Consider the following 16,543-nt stretch of genomic DNA (forward strand, 5'->3'; position numbering starts at 1 on the left):
TCAGTAGAGCCCGTTATGCTGAAAACCGTGTTCCGAAGAAAGCCCCAGCCCACCAACCATGAGCAGCAGCAAGCGGAGAAAATCGCGCAGCTCACGGCCTCGCGTCGCGCCATCGCGGATGCCTACGAGGTGGAGCGCGCACGCATCGAGCGCGACCTGCACGACGGCGCGCAGCAATACCTCGTGGCCGCGAGCATGAAGTTGGGGGAGGCTCTTCTCGACGCCCCCTCTGACCTCGCCGTGCTGCTTACCGCCGCCAAACAGGACGTGGACCGCGGCCTCAAGTCCTTGCGCGCCACGGTGCACGGCATCCACCCGCAGGTGCTGCAGGATCACGGTTTGGTGGCCGCGCTTGCCGACGCTGCTTCTTCCCACGGCCCCCACGTCAGCGTCTTCGCCCCGCATCCTTTGCCCAAGCTTTCCGCCTCCGTGCTGGCCTGCGGCTACTTCTTCGGCACGGAGGCTTTGACCAACGCTGCCAAGCACGCGCCCGGCGCGCCGGTGTCTGTTTTAGTGACCGCGGATGCCTCCTTGAAAATCGCCGTGGTGGATGAGGGGCCAGGCGGCGCGCGGGTGGTGCCGGGCCATGGCTTGGCGGGGATGGCCGAGCGCCTCGCCGCTTTCGGCGGAGAGATGACTCTGTCCTCTCCCCCAGGCGGGCCGACGAGGCTAGCGTGCTCGATTCCTCTTCTTCTCGATCGCGGACAGTCAGGAGTTTAAGAAATGAGTTTGAGAATCGTCGTGGCGGATGACTCCGCCATTCTGCGCGAGGGCCTCGCCGGCCTTCTGGAGCGCCGCGGGCATTCGATTGTGGGCCAGGCGGACTCCGCACCGGAGCTTGAGGCCGTTGTGGATAAGCTGCGCGATGAGCTTCCGGACATCGTCATCACGGACGTGCGCATGCCGCCAGGCATGGGCGATGATGGCTTGAAAGCCGCCGTGAACTTGAGAAATGCATACCCGGGCTTACCCGTCATGGTGCTCTCCCAGTATGTAGCCCCGGCTTACGCGGTGGAGCTCTTCGACTCCCCCGATGCCGGCACCGGCTATCTTTTGAAGGACCGTGTCTCCGAAGTGCGGGACTTCCTCTCCAGCCTGGACGTGGTGGCTCAGGGCGGCACCGTCATCGATCCCACCGTGGCCCAGGCTTTAATGAGCTCCGGGCGCAGCGGCTTGGGCGAGCTCACCCCGCGCGAGCGCGAGGTGCTCGAACTCATGTCGCGCGGCAAATCCAACAAGGACATCGCCTCTGAGCTCGTCCTGTCTTCCGCCGCGGTGGCCAAGCACGTTTCCAATATCTTCACCAAGTTGCGGCTGGATCCCAGCGAGGACAACCGCCGCGTGAAAGCCATTCTGGAGTACCTCTCCGCGCACCGCTAAAGCCCGCGCCTGCCCACCGTCCACACGAGCGCCCTGACAGGGACCGTTCACAGGATCCCAAGGAAACTGTGACGCAAGACACATAAGCTTGTCCGTGCCCTTACCCAACCCACTCTGGAAGGACCCCGCTTAATGGACGTGCAGCTCAACATCGTGCGCTTTAACCGAGAAAAAATTGCTGACCATGACTATTTTCTGGAGTTAATTCAGACGGAAGGGCTGGCCTCCTTCCGGAAGCCGGATCCAGAAATGGAAGAAGCATCGGCCGCACTCTCCAAACTTTTCGGACAGGACGTGCCCGCGCATTCGGCCGTCACGGTCACGATGGATTCGAGCGATTTAGAGCTCCAAGAAAAGCTAGCTTTGCTGGCGTATTACCACGGCTTGGTGGTCTTCATTGGAACCACGGACATCCTCTTTAATGCGACTGGAATCCCCACGAGCAGCAATGGCCTTTCCTCCATCAGAAACTGCATGGGAACTATGTGGCGACAGGTCAGCAGACCTATGCTTGATCGCGCCTTTGAGGACGCCCTGCGCCTGCCGGTGTCCGAACAGACGTGGATTCAGGTAATCAACTATGGCTCGGAAGAACGAAGCTACGGCCTCGAAATGTCCATGCACGTGCGCGCAAGCGGACAGTTCGAACTGATATGGTCCAGCCTCCCTCCAGAGGCCACTCAACCGGTATTCCGCACGCTCACTGTCGATACCTATGAAGAATCACGAGAGATTCTGCTTTCCTTCAGTGATCACAACCCGTTGATCGAAGAACTTGCGTGGGAGCCGTTGCCTCAACGCGCATCTAAGCCAATCCTGGATCCTTCAGTCCGCCACGAAACACCCTGGCGCCGGCTGGACGCGGTGAAGGAGCTCCCCGCAGGCGTGATGGTCCACCTGCATAAATGGCCAACATTTTCCTTGGCCTACGGCCGCAATGCACAAGGACAGTGGACCGCGAAAGTTTACGATAACCTCGGCACCGACAATGTGCAGACCTTCGACATCGCAGACGAAGCCATCGCAGTGGCGGAGCACTATTTAGACGGCAACGGCGAGATGATTTCCACAGTCTTCCCGGACTCTTCATCTTCGGATCCGGCGCCGTACACCACGGTCACCGCAATGGAGCTGCCGGAGCGCGAAGAGCAGTGGACTGAAGCATCAGTATGCATGATGCACCGCATCCGCGCTGACCATAATGGCGAGCCCAGCCCTCGGATGCAGAAATATATTGAGAGGATTAACACAAAGCTCGGAAGCGAAATCCTCCTCGCCGAGGAGCACGTGGAGGCACAAGCACTCACACGGCTGCTCATCCCTGCTGATGTCAGGACGGTCACGATAGAGAGGCTTACTCATCTGGCGCAGGATTACGGCATTTCGCTTGTTGTCGATGATTCCCTGGCACTGTATAACCCGTCGGGCAAGCCGCTTCCGGGAGCCGAGAGCTGCCAGTTGAAGCTACTCGCGGATAAGTTGTATGTGAACACCTGGGAGGTGGCCACATCCTCCTCCGTACTCGAAGCGGGGCTTCGCCTCTTCACAGGATGGAGGCTTGAGGTTCGATCCGGGAGTCAGGTGGACTTCCAGGAGCGTTATACCTTGGAAACAACCTATACGGGCGACAACGTTTCGCTTGACCTTGTCACCCCCGACGGGAACCTACACGAAATCCCATCCATCTCACTGCCCCTTGCTCTGGATTTGATGGTTGAATTCACCTACTCCCCAGCGCAGTTGGTGGACAAAGTGAATTGGCAAGATCAGAAGTCGTCCTCAGATATCCCTGAGGACGAGCGCTTCATGGTCAACGCCACGGTCTTCGGCTCAGCTGCGTATCTTTTCAACGATGACCTTCTCGAGGCAGTTCGCCAGGACGGCTTCCCCGAAGTGGGAGCGTGGGTAGCGGCCTTTGACCGAATAGTCCCGGGCGACTACTGCCAGGTCGACCGTGTGGAACCCTCAGAAACAGGAGCGGCACGCTACCTCGTCGAATGGGGCCACAACAACGGTGAGGAAGAAAACTTCCAGATGCTCCTTGAGGACATCGACGAAGCCTTGTCCCTCCTTGAACGGTTTGTGAACGGGGACCGCGCAGAGTTTGAGGCCCTTCCGTGGACGCGGCGAGTGGAGTAACAGCACTAGGCCCTATGCGTGACTAGGGTATGGGGCATGAGAAACGTAACGCCCCAGGAAGTACCTGAGAACGCCCAGCTTATCGACGTCCGCGAGGACCACGAGTGGAACACCGAGCATGCCCAAGGCGCCACCCATATCCCGATGGGAGACCTGGTCGAGCGCCTCGACGAGATTGACCCGGACCGCGATATCTACGTCATCTGTCATGCAGGCGGGCGCAGCATGCAGGTCTGCCAGTACCTCGAGCACGCGAAAGGCTGGGATGTCATCAACGTCGACGGTGGCACGGATGCGTGGAAGACCCAAGGCTGCCCTATGGTTTACCCAAACCACTAGTGGTACCATTTGCGGTACCATGCAAGTGTGGTTTCCAAGATAGAAAAGATCCTCACAAAGATGCGGACCTCACGGACAAACGTCCGCTTCTCAGAGCTGCAACTTGTGTGCGACTTCTATTTCTAGGAGCAGATCATGAACCTCGCAGACAAGTACACCTACCAAACCGCTTGGTCCGAAGAAGATGGCGAGTTCGTGGCCACAGTCCTAGAGTTCCCTTCCCTGTCATGGCTGGATACTACTGCGGCCACCGCAGAGGCCGAGTTGCGCAGCGTCGTCGAAGAAACCCTAGAAGATATGCAACGCAACAATGAACACATCCCAGAACCATTCGGACAACGAAGCTACTCGGGGAAGTTCAACCTCCGCATACCTCAGTCACTTCACCGAGACCTGACCATCGAAGCAGAACGGGAAGGCGTTTCTCTCAACACACTCATTGTGCAGAAGCTAGCCTCAGCCTAAAACTAATGGGCCACAACCCATGATTTAGGCATGCCACCGTAGGCGCGTTAGAATCATCGGCATGCCTTCATTGAATTCTGTTTCCATCCCTACCGCGCTCCTGGAGTCCCCCTCCTTCCAGCTGGAGCGCCTCCGCCGCCGCACCCGCGAGGGCGTCGAGGCCGCGCTGCAAACGCAGAAGACCACCCTGCGCGAGTACTGGGTTCTCACCTGCCTCGTTGCGGAGGCCGCGTCCTCGCAGTCCGCACTATCGGAAACCTTGGCCATTGACGCCTCCGACATGGTGCGCCTGCTCGATTCCCTGGAGTCCCGCCACTGGGTTAAGCGCGAGCGGGATGCCAAAGACCGCCGCCGCCAAATCATTGCCTCCACCAAGAAAGGCGTGAAGGCGCACAAGGAGCTCACCGTTTTGGTAGCGAAGGCTGAGGACGAAGCCCTCGACGCGTCCACCAACAAGCAGCTCAAGCACCTGCGCAAGCTGGCCACCGCCATCATCGCGGCTGACGCACCCGGTGATACAGAAAGCAGTGATGCTTAAATGTCGGAACCCGATAACCTTCCTAGTACTGGGGGCCGCCACGCCCTCCGCACAGACGAGCCCGAGACCCCGACGATGCCCGAGGTCCCCGAACACTACCTGCTAGGCTCCGAGGCCGCCCCCGCGCGCACCCTCTGGGATATCGTTCAAACCACCGCCGAGCACTACCCCGAAGCCGCCGCGCTCGACGACGGTGAAATCCTCACCTACGCCGAGCTGCTTGCCGACGTCTCCGCATGGGCCACCGAACTCTACGCCAGCGGAGTGCGCCGCGGCGACCGCATCGGCATCCGAATGACCTCCGGCAAGCGCGAGCTCTACCTGGCCATCCTGTCCACGCTCGCCGCCGGCGCGGCCTACGTGCCCGTCGACGCCGACGACCCCGATGAGCGCGCCGAAATGGTCTTCGGTGAGGCCGATATCGACGGTGTCTTCACCGACGAAGGTTTCCGCATGCTGCGGGAAGGTGGGGCGGCGCGCCCCACGTTCGACGAAAGGGACGGTAGAGACGGCGCACTTTTCCAGGAGCCGCGCCCCGAAGACACCGCGTGGATCATTTTTACCTCCGGATCGACGGGCAAGCCCAAGGGCGTGGCCGTCAGCCACCGCTCCGCGGCCGCCTTCGTCGACGCCGAGGCAGCCCTCTTCCTGGCAGATAACCCGCATGGCCCGCTCGGCCCGGACGACCGCGTCCTGGCCGGCCTGTCCGTGGCCTTCGACGCCTCCTGCGAGGAAATGTGGCTGGCCTGGGGTCACGGTGCCTGTTTGGTCCCGGCCCCTCGCTCCCTGGTGCGCTCCGGGATGGACTTGGGTCCCTGGCTCATCCGCCGCGACATCACGGTGGTCTCCACTGTGCCGACCTTGGCCGGCCTCTGGCCCGCCGAGGCCCTAGACAACATCCGCCTTCTCATCGTTGGCGGCGAGGCCTGCTCCCAGGAGCTCACGGACCGCCTGGCCACCGAGGACCGCGAGATGTGGAATACCTACGGTCCCACCGAGGCCACCGTCGTGGCCTGCGCGCAGCGCATGCTGCCCGGCAAGCCCGTGTCGATTGGGCTGCCGCTGAAGGGCTGGGATCTGGTGGTCGTCGACAAGCACGGCGTCCCCGTGAACATCGGTGAGGTAGGCGAACTCGTCATCGGTGGTGTGGGCCTGGCTGCCTACCTGGACCCGGTGAAGGATGCAGAGAAGTACGCGCCGCTGGAGTCCCTGGGCTGGGAGCGCGCCTACCGCACCGGTGACCACGTGCGTTTGGAAGAGGATGGCCTGTACTTTGTCGGCCGCGTCGATGACCAGGTCAAGATTGGTGGCCGCCGCATCGAGCTCGGTGAGGTGGAGGCTAACGTCGCCGCCCTGCCGAACGTGTACAACTCCGCCGTGGCCGTGCAGAAGACACCGGGCGGCGAGTCCGTGCTCGTCGGCTACGTCTCCCTGGATGACCCGGATGCCGGCTTCGACCACGAGGCCGCGCATGCCCGCCTGGCGGAGACCATGCCGGCAGCGCTCGTCCCGCGCATCTGCATCATGGAAGAGCTGCCGATTCGCACCTCCGGCAAGGTGGATAAGAAGGCCCTGCCGTGGCCGCTGCCAGGAGTAGGCGTGGAGGCAGACGGCCTCAACCCCACCGAGCAGTGGCTGGCGGAGCTGTGGGTGGACACCCTGGGTGTTTCCGTCGAGGACGTCAACGCGGACTTCTTCTCCCTCGGCGGCACCTCCCTTGCCGCAGCGACCTTGGTCGGCCGCATCCGCGAGCGCTTCCCTACCGTGGCCGTGCGCGATCTCTATGACCACCCGCGCTTGGGCTCCCTGGCGGAGCAGCTTGCTGGTGCCGAGTCCGTGGAGGACGCAGGGCCTGCACGCGAGGTAGCGCCCGTGCGCGCCGGCACGCGCATCGCGCAAACACTCATCCAGATCCCCGTAATGACGCTGGCCGCCACGACGTGGCTGGCCTGGTTGCTGCTGGGCTCCAACGTGGCGAACCTACTGGGCGTGGACTGGGCCATGACCACCCCGTGGTGGCTGGTCATTCTTCTCCTCGTCATCTTTGTCGCTCCCATCGGCCGCATCCCCATCGGTGGTTTCGGGGCGCGGCTAATCACCGCCGGCATCACGCCCGGCGAGTATCCGCGCGGCGGTTCCACGCACCTGCGCATTTGGGCAGCGGAGCGCTGGGTTAATGCCATAGGCGCCAGCTCCCTGGCGGGCGCTACCCGCGTCAATAACTATGCCCGCGCTCTGGGCGTGAAGATTGGCCGCGGTGTGGATCTCCACTCGCTGCCGCCTGTGACGGGGCTGCTGACCTTGGGCAAGCACGCCGCTATTGAACCGGAAGTGGACCTCACCGGCTACTGGCTGGACGGCGATATCCTCCGCGTCGGTGCCATTGAAGTCAAGGAAGGCGCGCGCGTGGGTGCGCGCTCCACGCTGCTGCCGGGCACCGTCGTGGGCAAGTACGCCCACGTGGAGGCCGGCTCCACCGTGACGGGGCGCAAAAAGGTCAAGGACGGCCAGCGCTGGTCCGGCTCCCCCGCCAAGAAGGTGGGCCGCTCCAAGCACCGCTTCCCGTCCCATACCCCGAAACGCCGCCCGCTATGGGTTCCTGTGTATGACTTCACGTCCGTCCTGCTAGCCTTGCAGCCCATTGTGGCGCTGGCGGTCGGCGCGGCTGTCGTCGTTAGCCTCATCGCGCTGACCGATGGCTCCGCCTTCGTCGGCTCCATCTTCTTCGCGCCGCTCGGCGCCCTAGTGGCGTTTGCTACCTATATGCTGCAAACCTGGCTGGGCGTGCGCTTGCTTTCCATTGGCATCACACCCGGTGTCGCACCGGTGCGCTCCGCCAAAGGTTGGCGCTTGTGGACCATCGAGAGGCTCATGGACGAGGCCCGCACGCAGCTCTTCCCCATCTATGCTTCGCAGCTCACCCCGGCGTGGCTGCGTTCCTTGGGCGCCACGATTGGCAAGGACGTGGAGATTTCCACGGCTGTCATGGTGCCCAAGCTCACTGAGGTCAAAGACGGTGCCTTCCTGGCGGATGACACCATGATCGGCGGCTATGAGCTCGGCGGCGGATGGCTGCTCACGGGTGAGACCAAGGTGGGCAAGCGTTCCTTCGTGGGCAACTCCGGCATCACAGGCCCGGGCCGCAAGCTGTCGAAGAACTCGCTGGTTGCCGTGCTCTCCTCGACACCAAAGAAGACCAAGTCCGGCGCTAACTGGTGGGGTTCCCCGCCGGAGCGCATGCGCCGCGTCGAGGCCCACGTGGACGGTGTGGAGGGCGAATCCCTGACCTATAACCCGGGCTTTGGGGTCAAGGCCGCGCGTGGTGCGATTGAGACCATGCGTCTGCTGGCGCCGATGACCTCGGCCATGCTGCTGGCGGGCACCCTGGCATCGCTTTACGCGCTTGCCGACGCCCTCGGCATCGCCGCCGCCTGGGCCCTCGGCGGCCTCATCCTCATGGTGGCCGGCGCCATCGCCATGACCATCACCGTCGCGGTGAAGTGGATCTGCGTGGGCACGCAGACCGCTGGCGACCACCCACTGTGGTCCGCCTTCGTGTGGCTCAACGAGCTGCAGGACACCTTTGTGGAGGCTGTTGCTGCCCCATGGTTCTTTAGCCACACGTATGGCATGGGCGAAATCAACCAGGGCCTGCGCGCTCTCGGCGTGACGATTGGCCGCGGCGCGTGGATCGATTCTTACTGGTTCCCCGAGACGGACCTGTGCTTCGTGGGCGAAGGCGCGTCCGTTGGCCCCGGCACTGTGGTGCAAACGCACCTCTTCCAGGACCGCGTGATGAGCCTGGACACCGTGACCATTAAGGCTGGTGCCACCTTGGGATCGCATTCGGTGGCGCTGCCAGCCTCGGTCATTGGCAGCGTGGCAACCGTCGGCCCCGGTTCCTTGGTGATGCGCGGCGACCAAGTCCCTGGCAACTCCGAGTGGCAGGGCAACCCGATTGAACCGTGGAAACATTAGCTACATAAAGAAAGAGGCGGTCAGGATACCTGGCCGCCTCTTTCTTTATGCATGCACGAGCCGCTAATGCGCGGCCGGTGCGTGGTGACTAGTCACCGATCTGGTCGCGTCCACGCTTGACGATCTTGTCATCTACCTGATCAACGAGCTCGTGATCCTTGTTGGTGTACTCAAACTTGGAGAGCACGTAGCGCATCGCGTTAATGCGGGCGCGCTTCTTATCGTTGGACTTAATGGTGATCCACGGAGACTCTTCAGTATCCGTGTAGCGGAACTGCTCCTCCTTGGCGCGGGTGTAATCATCCCACTTATCTAGCGATGCCAAGTCCATGGGCGAAAGCTTCCACTGACGGACGGGGTCGATCTGGCGAATAGCAAAGCGGGTGCGCTGCTCCTTGCGGGTCACGGAGAACCACAGCTTGGTAAGCGAAATACCAGAGCCCAGAAGCATATTCTCCAGCATCGGCACCTCACGCAAGAATTCCGCGTGCTGCGACTCCGTACAGAAGCCCATGACACGCTCCACACCGGAGCGGTTGTACCAGGAGCGGTCAAAGAAGACGATTTCACCGCCGGACGGGAAGTGTTGAATATAGCGCTGGAAGTACCACGAGGTGGACTCGCGCGGGGATGGCTTCTCTAGCGCTACGGTGCGTGCACCACGCGGGTTGAGGTGCTCGTTGAAGCGTTTAATGGTGCCACCCTTGCCCGCGGCATCGCGGCCTTCAAAAAGGATGATGTGGCGCTGGCCGGTTTCCTTGGTCCAGTTCTGCCACTTCAGCAGCTCTATCTGCAGGGCGCGCTTGATGGACTCGTACTCATCGCGCGTCATGCGCTCTTCGTAGGGGTAGTTCTCGCGCCAGGTCTCGACGGGCGAGCCATCCGGCATGATCAGCGAAGGATCATCTTCATCAGAGTCATCGACGACGTAGCCGTCGGTCTGTGCAAGGTCGATCTCGGGGAGTTCGTCGTCTTTAATGTCAGCCATACTTTTAGTTTAACCCGAACCAACACCACAAGTGCCCTAAACCTTCGCAGTTACCCCTTCCCTCAAGACAGCAATCAAAACGAAAAGAAGGCCTACCGAAACGGTAGGCCTTCTTGCTTCAGTGAGCTTTAAAGCTCAGAGCTGAGGTTGTTCTTAAACGAACATGCCGATCAGCTGGGAAGCGCCGTCAGCGATGGACACAAACGGGGAAACGATGCCGCGGAATACCTCGAAGATCTGAGCGAAAGGCAGAATAGCGACGGAAAGACCCTCAGCGAATGCGGAAGAGCCAGCAAAGAATTCAGACATAGTGTCTCCTTAAGAGTTGTATGTAGTGTGGATTACTTGGAGGACAGCTGGGAGGAGCCAGCGAAGATGTTCAGGCCCTGCAGGGAGTTGAGGCCGGTCTCAGCAGCGTTGGAGTTGCCACCGTTAGCAGTAGCAAAGACGTCGATGAACTTGATGAAGCCATCGAACACCTTGCCCCAGCCCTGCCAGGTGTCAACAAAGTTGTCGAGGTGAGTCTGAATGAGGGAGAGATCCATAATGAACTCCTATTTTAGGTCCGAAGCTATTCATTGCCCCGGAGGGGTTTGCAGTTTGCAGACACCCTCGGTGGGCGTCACAAGAAGTATTTTGGCACAAGATGACAACAAATCAAGTTCGTTTGGGCCACAAGTTTCGCCAATTCTAAACCTCGGCAATCGACACTCGAGCGCTCCATCACCTTCCCCGCTAACGGGGCGCACACTTTAAAAACGTATTCTAACTGGGGTTTTATGAAAGGCGCAGGGATTAAGCTGCGAAAACCTCACGGCATTGCGTAACGTTTTTCGCTCTAGCAAGCGATAGCCTTTAGCCATTCTCTTTCAACCGCATCAGTTTCTGCTGAAAATAATTCTTGAAGGGGCACCCCCATCTGGGGGTCTAAAGTTAATGGTGGGACGCCTGTTACTAAAGGGAGTGGAGCCACACTCCTCGCCGTGATTTATATGGTGAGGTGCAAATCTCTCATATTGATACCGAAAAGCTCTCAAAGAGCACATCTGAAGAGCGAAGTGGCCGAGACACGCCGAAGCGCCCCACAAACAGCGTTTATCGCCATTTGTGGGGCGCTTCAATTCCTTGATGGTTCGGCTCCATCGTCTGCCGCTAGGGCGACGTACGGGGCCTTCAGGAGGCTTAGAAGCCCATGCCGCCCATTGCGTCAGCGTCCGGCATGCCAGCGCCTGCACCGGCCGGTTCCGGCTTATCAGCCACAACAGCCTCGGTGGTCAGGAACAGAGCCGCGATGGACGCAGCGTTCTGCAGCGCGGAGCGGGTGACCTTAACCGGGTCGTTAATACCCGCAGCCATGAGATCCACGTACTCGCCAGAAGCGGCGTTGAGACCCTGGCCAGCCGGCAGGGAGGCGACCTTGTCAGCGACAACGCCCGGCTCCAGGCCAGCGTTCTGAGCAATCTGCTTCAGCGGAGCAGACAGCGCCTCACGGACAATCTTGACGCCGGTTGCCTCGTCACCGGTGAGGTCGGAGAGGGAATCCAGAACCTCAGCTGCCTGCAGCAGAGCCACGCCACCACCGGCAACGATGCCCTCCTCAACAGCAGCCTTGGCGTTGCGCACGGCATCCTCGATGCGGTGCTTGCGCTCCTTAAGCTCGACCTCGGTAGCGGCACCAACCTTGAGGACTGCCACGCCGCCGGCCAGCTTGGCCAGGCGCTCCTGCAGCTTCTCGCGGTCGTAGTCGGAGTCGGAGTTCTCGATCTCGGCGCGGATCTGCTTGATGCGGCCGTCGATCTGCTCCTGGGAGCCAGCACCCTGAACGATGGTGGTCTCATCCTTGGTCACAACGACCTTGCGCGCCTGGCCGAGGTACTCGATCTCGGCGGTCTCCAGGGAGAGGCCGACCTCCTCGGAGATAACCTGGCCGCCGGTGAGGATAGCCATGTCCTGCAGGGTGGCCTTGCGGCGGTCACCGAAGCCCGGAGCCTTCACAGCAACAGACTTGAAGGTGCCGCGGATCTTGTTGACCACGAGGGTGGACAGGGCCTCGCCCTCAACATCCTCAGCGATAATCAGCAGCGGCTTGCCGGTCTGCATAACCTTCTCCAGCAGCGGCACGAGGTCCTTGATGTTGGAGATCTTGGAGGAGACCAGCAGGATGTACGGATCCTCGAGGACTGCCTCCTGGCGCTCCATATCGGTAGCGAAGTAACCGGAGATGTAGCCCTTGTCGAAGCGCATACCTTCGGTGACCTCAAGGTCAACGCCGAAGGTGTTGGACTCCTCAACGGTGATAACGGAATCCTTGTTCACGGAGCCGTTGCCCACGGTGTACATAGCCTCGGCGATCTTCTCGCCGATTGCCGGGTCAGCGGCGGAGATTCCTGCAGTGGTGGCGATCTCTTCCTGGGTCTCTACTTCCTTCGCGGAGGAGAGCAGAGAGTCAACAACCTTCTTGGTGGCGGCCTCAATGCCGCGCTTGATGCCCATCGGGTTGGAACCAGCGGCTACGTTGCGCAGGCCCTCACGCACGAGAGCCTGTGCCAGAACGGTAGCGGTGGTGGTGCCGTCACCGGCGACGTCATCAGTCTTCTTGGCTACTTCCTTGACCAGCTCAGCGCCAATCTTCTCGTACGGGTCCTCGAGCTCGATCTCGCGCGCGATGGAGACACCGTCGTTGGTAATGGTCGGGGCGCCCCAGGACTTCTCCAGGACGACGTTGCGGCCCTTGGGGCCGAGGGTGACCTTGACGGCGTCGGCAAGCGTGTTGAGGCCACGCTCGAGGCCGCGACGTGCCTCTTCATCGAAGGCAATGATCTTTGCCATGTGTTTGTGCTCCTTAAGCTTTGTTGAGGACGACACTCACGTCTGATCTATGACGGACGCCCGCGACGGCACGGCTGGCGAGTGTTCTCCAGCCCCAACCACATAGATGACTCTGTTTATTTCTGGCACTTGCCATGTGGAAGTGCTAGCGACCATTCTGGCACTCAGACCTACCGACTGCAAGGTTCAACACGAACGCTATAAGCGAACGGGCGGTGCAAAAACACCGCCCGTTTGATCGAACCGCCCTTTAAAAAGAACCAATCACGCTGTCTTAAGAAGCAGCCTTCTTCGCCGTCCACTTATATGCCGCAGCGATACCGCCAACGAAGAGGATGACGCCAACGAACTTGGCTCCCGTGCCGCCCTCGAAGATCTCCAGCGGGGAGTCGCCGGCCGATGCCGCGATAATGCCCGCGTTGACCACACCGAAGAGGGACTCGCCCACGATGAGGCCGGTGGCCAGCAACGTACCCATGCGCTTGACAAAATCCGGCTTGGACTGGCGTGCCGCCCAACGGTTGTAGAAGTAGCCCAAGAACGCACCAATCGGCACCACAATGGTGATCGCCGCCGGCAGGTACATGCCCATGCCCACTGCCAGCGGGGACAGGGAGTACTTGTCGGTGAAGTGGCGCAGGCACTCATCCACGATGATGATGACGGCACCAATCGCCGCGCCCAGACCAATGAGATCCCACGGCAGGGAGTTATCGAAAATACCGGAGGCCACCGAGGACATCAGCGCAGCCTGCGGTGCGGCCAGTGCATCCTCGCCAGCGCCTTCCATGCCCTGGAAGCCAAAGCCGGTGAGCATGACCTGGAGAATCGGCGGGATCACCAAGGAACCGAAGAGGACACCAATGATGAGCGCTACCTGTTGCTTCCACGGTGTCGCGCCAACCAGCTGACCAGTCTTGAGGTCCTGCAGGTTGTCATTGGAAATGGTCGCGATGCCGAAGACAATGGCCGCGGTAAACAGCGTATAAGCCACCAGCGAGAGCGGCTCCGCATCCGTACCGCGGGTCACGGCGGCAATCAGCAGCGCAGCGGCGATGACCGCGATGATGCCAATCGAGGAGATCGGCGAGTTAGAAGCGCCAATGAGGCCCGCCATGTAGCCACACACCGACGCGATAACGAGGCCCACCAGCAAGGTGAAGAGTACGGAGACCGTGATCAGCCGCCCATGTGGTCATGAATATCGGTACCGCGCACGAAGTTCCACAGCAGCAAGCCAATCGGAACCATCAGGACCAGGATGGTGCCAATGACATAGGGCGCTGGAATATCGCGCTCCTCCACTGCCATTTGCTGGCCATCCTTACGGTTGCGGGAGGAGGCGAAGGACTCAGCCATGCCTTTGGCAATCGGGCCCGCAATCTTAACCAACGTCCATACGGCCGCGATGGCCATGGTGCCCACGCCGATGAAGCGGATCCTATCGGAGAAGACCGTATCCACGGTCTCCATGATGGCAGCCGGATCACCCAGGCCCTCACCACCGGTCAGGATGGGCAGCAGGATGAGGTAAGAAATAACCACGCCGACGAGCATGGCGATACCCACGGCCAGACCCACGAGGTGGCCCACGCCGACCAGCGCCAGCGAGAGGGAGGTGCCCAGCGTCGTCGCGCCCGAGCCGAATTTGAAGTAGGTGGCCACCTCAGAGGCAGCCGCCTTCATTGCCGCGAGCAAAGCCATGAGCGCGGAGAGGATGCCACCGAAGACGATGACGCGCAGGCCCTTCGCGTTTTCCTCATGGGCGGCCTCGCCGTCCTCACCGGAGCTATCGCCCACCTTGAGGACCTCGGCCGCGGCCACGCCCTCCGGGTAGGGCAGGTCCGAGCCCGTCACCAGCGCACGGCGCAGCGGGATGGAGTACATCACGCCGAGCACACCACCGATGGCGCACACTGCGGCGGTATCAATGAAGGAAAAGCCCTGCCAATAGCCCACCATCACCAGGCCCGGGAGCACGAAGATGATGGCGGACAAGGTACCGGCTGCCGACGCGATGGTCTGCACAATGTTGTTCTCTTTAACGTTGTGCCCGGCAAAGCGGCGCAGCACCGCCATGGAAATCACGGCGGCAGGAATGGACGTGGCAAATGTCAGGCCTACTTTGAGGCCGAGATACACGTTGGCGGCAGTAAAGATCAGAGTGATGAGTCCACCGATAATAATGCCGCGCAGCGTGAGCTCGCGGAGCGTGGACTGGGAACCTTCGGCGGTCGTCGTCGCCATGTCAGGTCCTTTCTAAGGAATAGTTACTAGAACCCGGAATATATTACTCCCTACTTGTCGATAGACCGATTCGGGGATACGAGTAGGTTGGAGGGCATGACCAAGATTTCTGAGTTTGTCAGCAACGACCGCGATACCATTTTCCAGCAGCTCAAGGAGCTCGTCTCCTTCAATTCCGTTCACAACGAGCCGGGTCTAGAGGACCAGACCGCGAAGGCGGCGGAGTGGGTTCACGCAGCGCTTGTCGACGTCGGCTTCACCCCCGAAGCCATCACCACCGCTGATGGTTCCACGGCGATCGTCGCCAAGCGCCCCGGCAAGGAGGGCGCGAAGACGGTGCTGCTCTACTCGCACTATGACGTGGTGCCCGCCGGCAACCCGGAGGCCTGGGATTCCGATCCTTTCACCCTGACTGAGCGCGATGGCCGCTGGTACGGCCGCGGCGCCGCGGACTGCAAGGGCAACGTCGCTATGCACCTGGCGGCACTGCGCGCGCTCGACGCCCACGGTGGAACCGACCTTAACCTCACCGTGCTTATTGAGGGTTCCGAGGAACGCGGCGGCGAGGGCCTGTCCGCGCTCATCGAGGAACGCCCGGAGCTTTTTGCTGCCGACGCCATCCTCATCGCCGATGCCGGCAACGCCAAGGTGGGTGTGCCGACGCTGACGACCTCCCTGCGCGGCGGCTCCCAGATCAACGTCAAGGTCTCCACCCTCCACTCTGCCGTGCACTCCGGCCAGTTCGGCGGCGCGGCTCCCGACGCCGTCAAGGCGCTCATGCGCGCGCTGGATTCCCTGACGGATGAGTACGGCCGCACGACTATCGACGGCGTCGATTGTGCGGGCACCTGGCCGCTGGCCGAGGGCCAGGACACCGCCTACAGCGAGGAGAACTTCCGCGCCGACGCGCAGATGCTTGAGGGCACCGAAATCATGGGCGCGAAGGATCCGGCCGGTGCCACCGCCATCGCGGATATGATTTGGGCCCGCCCGGCGATTACCGTCACCGGTTTTACCTCCACCCCGGTGGCCGAGGCCGTCAACGCCGTGCCCGCTACCGCCGAGGCCAACATCAACCTGCGCACCCCCGCCACCATGGATCCCCGCACCACCGCGGAGGCCATGGCCGAGCACCTAAAGAAGCACGTCCCGTGGGGCGCACACATCGAGGTCACCATCCTGGAGGCCAACCTGGGCTTCGAAACCGATCCGGCAAAGCCCGCCGTGGCTCAACTCGGCGAGTGCCTCGGCGAGGCCTTCGGGGCCGAGACCATCACCCAGGGCATGGGCGGATCCATCCCGCTGACCGTAGAGCTGCAGGAGAAGCACCCGAATGCGGAGATCGCGCTCTTTGGCGTCGAGGAGCCGCAGTGCACCATTCACTCCGCCAATGAGTCGGTCGACCCGAGCGAAATTGAAAAGATCGCCATCGCCGAAGCGCTCTTCCTCCAGCGCTTCGCTTAAGTGGCGCGATCCCGCTCGGCAGAGCCATCCGCCGGGCGGGGTCCCGCTTCCTTCCGGATGCACTCTGGACGCGCTGTTGGTGACGTGGCGGAACGCCAACAGGAGACGCATTTATAACTGGATGAAACGAAAATGTGAAAATTGGGATTTCAGACTGTATCGTGAGCATTAGTGAA

General features: G+C 61.4%; 12 protein-coding genes and 1 pseudogene. 8 read left to right on the forward strand and 5 right to left on the reverse strand.

Annotated features, from left to right (window positions below; translation table 11 throughout):
* The first annotated feature begins 15 nt into the window (after positions 1-15).
* The 7 genes from HMPREF2743_RS06770 (at position 16) to HMPREF2743_RS06800 (ending at position 8,839) form a co-directional block, all read left to right on the forward strand.
* On the forward strand, positions 16-720 hold the full coding sequence (locus HMPREF2743_RS06770; protein ID WP_070524642.1) for a sensor histidine kinase: 705 nt from the start codon (positions 16-18) through the stop codon (positions 718-720).
* Between the two features lie 3 nt (positions 721-723).
* Positions 724-1,380 carry a LuxR C-terminal-related transcriptional regulator gene (locus HMPREF2743_RS06775; protein WP_070524644.1) on the forward strand — a complete coding sequence of 219 codons (657 nt, stop codon included), beginning with the start codon at positions 724-726 and terminating at the stop codon, positions 1,378-1,380.
* Between the two features lie 132 nt (positions 1,381-1,512).
* Positions 1,513-3,519 (forward strand): hypothetical protein, encoded by a 2,007-nt coding sequence (locus HMPREF2743_RS06780; RefSeq protein WP_070524645.1) that lies wholly within the window; start codon positions 1,513-1,515, stop codon positions 3,517-3,519.
* Positions 3,520-3,555: 36 nt separating this feature from the next.
* A complete protein-coding gene (locus HMPREF2743_RS06785) occupies positions 3,556-3,858 on the forward strand; it encodes a rhodanese-like domain-containing protein (RefSeq protein ID WP_070818432.1) in 303 nt (100 codons plus the stop codon).
* Between the two features lie 135 nt (positions 3,859-3,993).
* Complete coding sequence (locus tag HMPREF2743_RS06790) at positions 3,994-4,323, forward strand: type II toxin-antitoxin system HicB family antitoxin (protein ID WP_070818433.1); 330 nt, start codon at positions 3,994-3,996, stop codon at positions 4,321-4,323.
* Between the two features lie 61 nt (positions 4,324-4,384).
* A complete protein-coding gene (locus tag HMPREF2743_RS06795; protein ID WP_070524659.1) occupies positions 4,385-4,861 on the forward strand; it encodes a MarR family winged helix-turn-helix transcriptional regulator in 477 nt (158 codons plus the stop codon).
* Positions 4,862-8,839 (forward strand): Pls/PosA family non-ribosomal peptide synthetase, encoded by a 3,978-nt coding sequence (locus tag HMPREF2743_RS06800; protein WP_070818434.1) that lies wholly within the window; start codon positions 4,862-4,864, stop codon positions 8,837-8,839.
* A gap of 88 nt (positions 8,840-8,927) precedes the next feature.
* On the opposite strand, the gene ppk2 is transcribed toward HMPREF2743_RS06800, so the two are convergent.
* The 5 genes and pseudogenes from ppk2 to HMPREF2743_RS06820 all read right to left on the reverse strand — a co-directional run bounded on the left by ppk2 (position 8,928) and on the right by HMPREF2743_RS06820 (position 14,903).
* Positions 8,928-9,827 carry a polyphosphate kinase 2 gene (gene ppk2 / locus HMPREF2743_RS06805; RefSeq protein WP_010188788.1) on the reverse strand — a complete coding sequence of 300 codons (900 nt, stop codon included), beginning with the start codon at positions 9,825-9,827 and terminating at the stop codon, positions 8,928-8,930.
* 153 nt (positions 9,828-9,980) lie between these two features.
* Positions 9,981-10,136 (reverse strand): hypothetical protein, encoded by a 156-nt coding sequence (locus HMPREF2743_RS12755; protein ID WP_168167316.1) that lies wholly within the window; start codon positions 10,134-10,136, stop codon positions 9,981-9,983.
* 32 nt (positions 10,137-10,168) lie between these two features.
* A complete protein-coding gene (locus tag HMPREF2743_RS06810) occupies positions 10,169-10,372 on the reverse strand; it encodes a hypothetical protein (RefSeq protein WP_070818435.1) in 204 nt (67 codons plus the stop codon).
* Between the two features lie 637 nt (positions 10,373-11,009).
* Positions 11,010-12,656, reverse strand: coding sequence for a chaperonin GroEL (groL, locus tag HMPREF2743_RS06815; RefSeq protein WP_070445838.1), 1,647 nt, complete (start codon positions 12,654-12,656; stop codon positions 11,010-11,012).
* Between the two features lie 274 nt (positions 12,657-12,930).
* Positions 12,931-14,903: pseudogene (locus HMPREF2743_RS06820) on the reverse strand (OPT family oligopeptide transporter).
* A 96-nt stretch (positions 14,904-14,999) separates the two neighbouring features.
* Between HMPREF2743_RS06820 and HMPREF2743_RS06825 the strand changes: the two are divergent.
* Complete coding sequence (locus HMPREF2743_RS06825) at positions 15,000-16,367, forward strand: dipeptidase (protein ID WP_070818436.1); 1,368 nt, start codon at positions 15,000-15,002, stop codon at positions 16,365-16,367.
* Positions 16,368-16,543: the final 176 nt, after the last annotated feature.

Origin of the sequence: Corynebacterium sp. HMSC036D02 (assembly GCF_001836165.1) — a bacterium.
Classification (GTDB): Bacteria; Actinomycetota; Actinomycetes; order Mycobacteriales; family Mycobacteriaceae; genus Corynebacterium.

Coding starts and splice junctions, on each gene's coding strand:
- HMPREF2743_RS12755 (WP_168167316.1), bottom strand. CDS start 10,136: ATGTCTGAATTCTTTGCTGGCTCTTCCGCATTCGCTGAGGGTCTTTCC.
- groL (WP_070445838.1), bottom strand. CDS start 12,656: ATGGCAAAGATCATTGCCTTCGATGAAGAGGCACGTCGCGGCCTCGAG.
- HMPREF2743_RS06810 (WP_070818435.1), bottom strand. CDS start 10,372: ATGGATCTCTCCCTCATTCAGACTCACCTCGACAACTTTGTTGACACC.
- HMPREF2743_RS06780 (WP_070524645.1), top strand. CDS start 1,513: ATGGACGTGCAGCTCAACATCGTGCGCTTTAACCGAGAAAAAATTGCT.
- ppk2 (WP_010188788.1), bottom strand. CDS start 9,827: ATGGCTGACATTAAAGACGACGAACTCCCCGAGATCGACCTTGCACAG.
- HMPREF2743_RS06785 (WP_070818432.1), top strand. CDS start 3,556: ATGAGAAACGTAACGCCCCAGGAAGTACCTGAGAACGCCCAGCTTATC.
- HMPREF2743_RS06790 (WP_070818433.1), top strand. CDS start 3,994: ATGAACCTCGCAGACAAGTACACCTACCAAACCGCTTGGTCCGAAGAA.
- HMPREF2743_RS06825 (WP_070818436.1), top strand. CDS start 15,000: ATGACCAAGATTTCTGAGTTTGTCAGCAACGACCGCGATACCATTTTC.
- HMPREF2743_RS06770 (WP_070524642.1), top strand. CDS start 16: ATGCTGAAAACCGTGTTCCGAAGAAAGCCCCAGCCCACCAACCATGAG.
- HMPREF2743_RS06800 (WP_070818434.1), top strand. CDS start 4,862: ATGTCGGAACCCGATAACCTTCCTAGTACTGGGGGCCGCCACGCCCTC.
- HMPREF2743_RS06775 (WP_070524644.1), top strand. CDS start 724: ATGAGTTTGAGAATCGTCGTGGCGGATGACTCCGCCATTCTGCGCGAG.
- HMPREF2743_RS06795 (WP_070524659.1), top strand. CDS start 4,385: ATGCCTTCATTGAATTCTGTTTCCATCCCTACCGCGCTCCTGGAGTCC.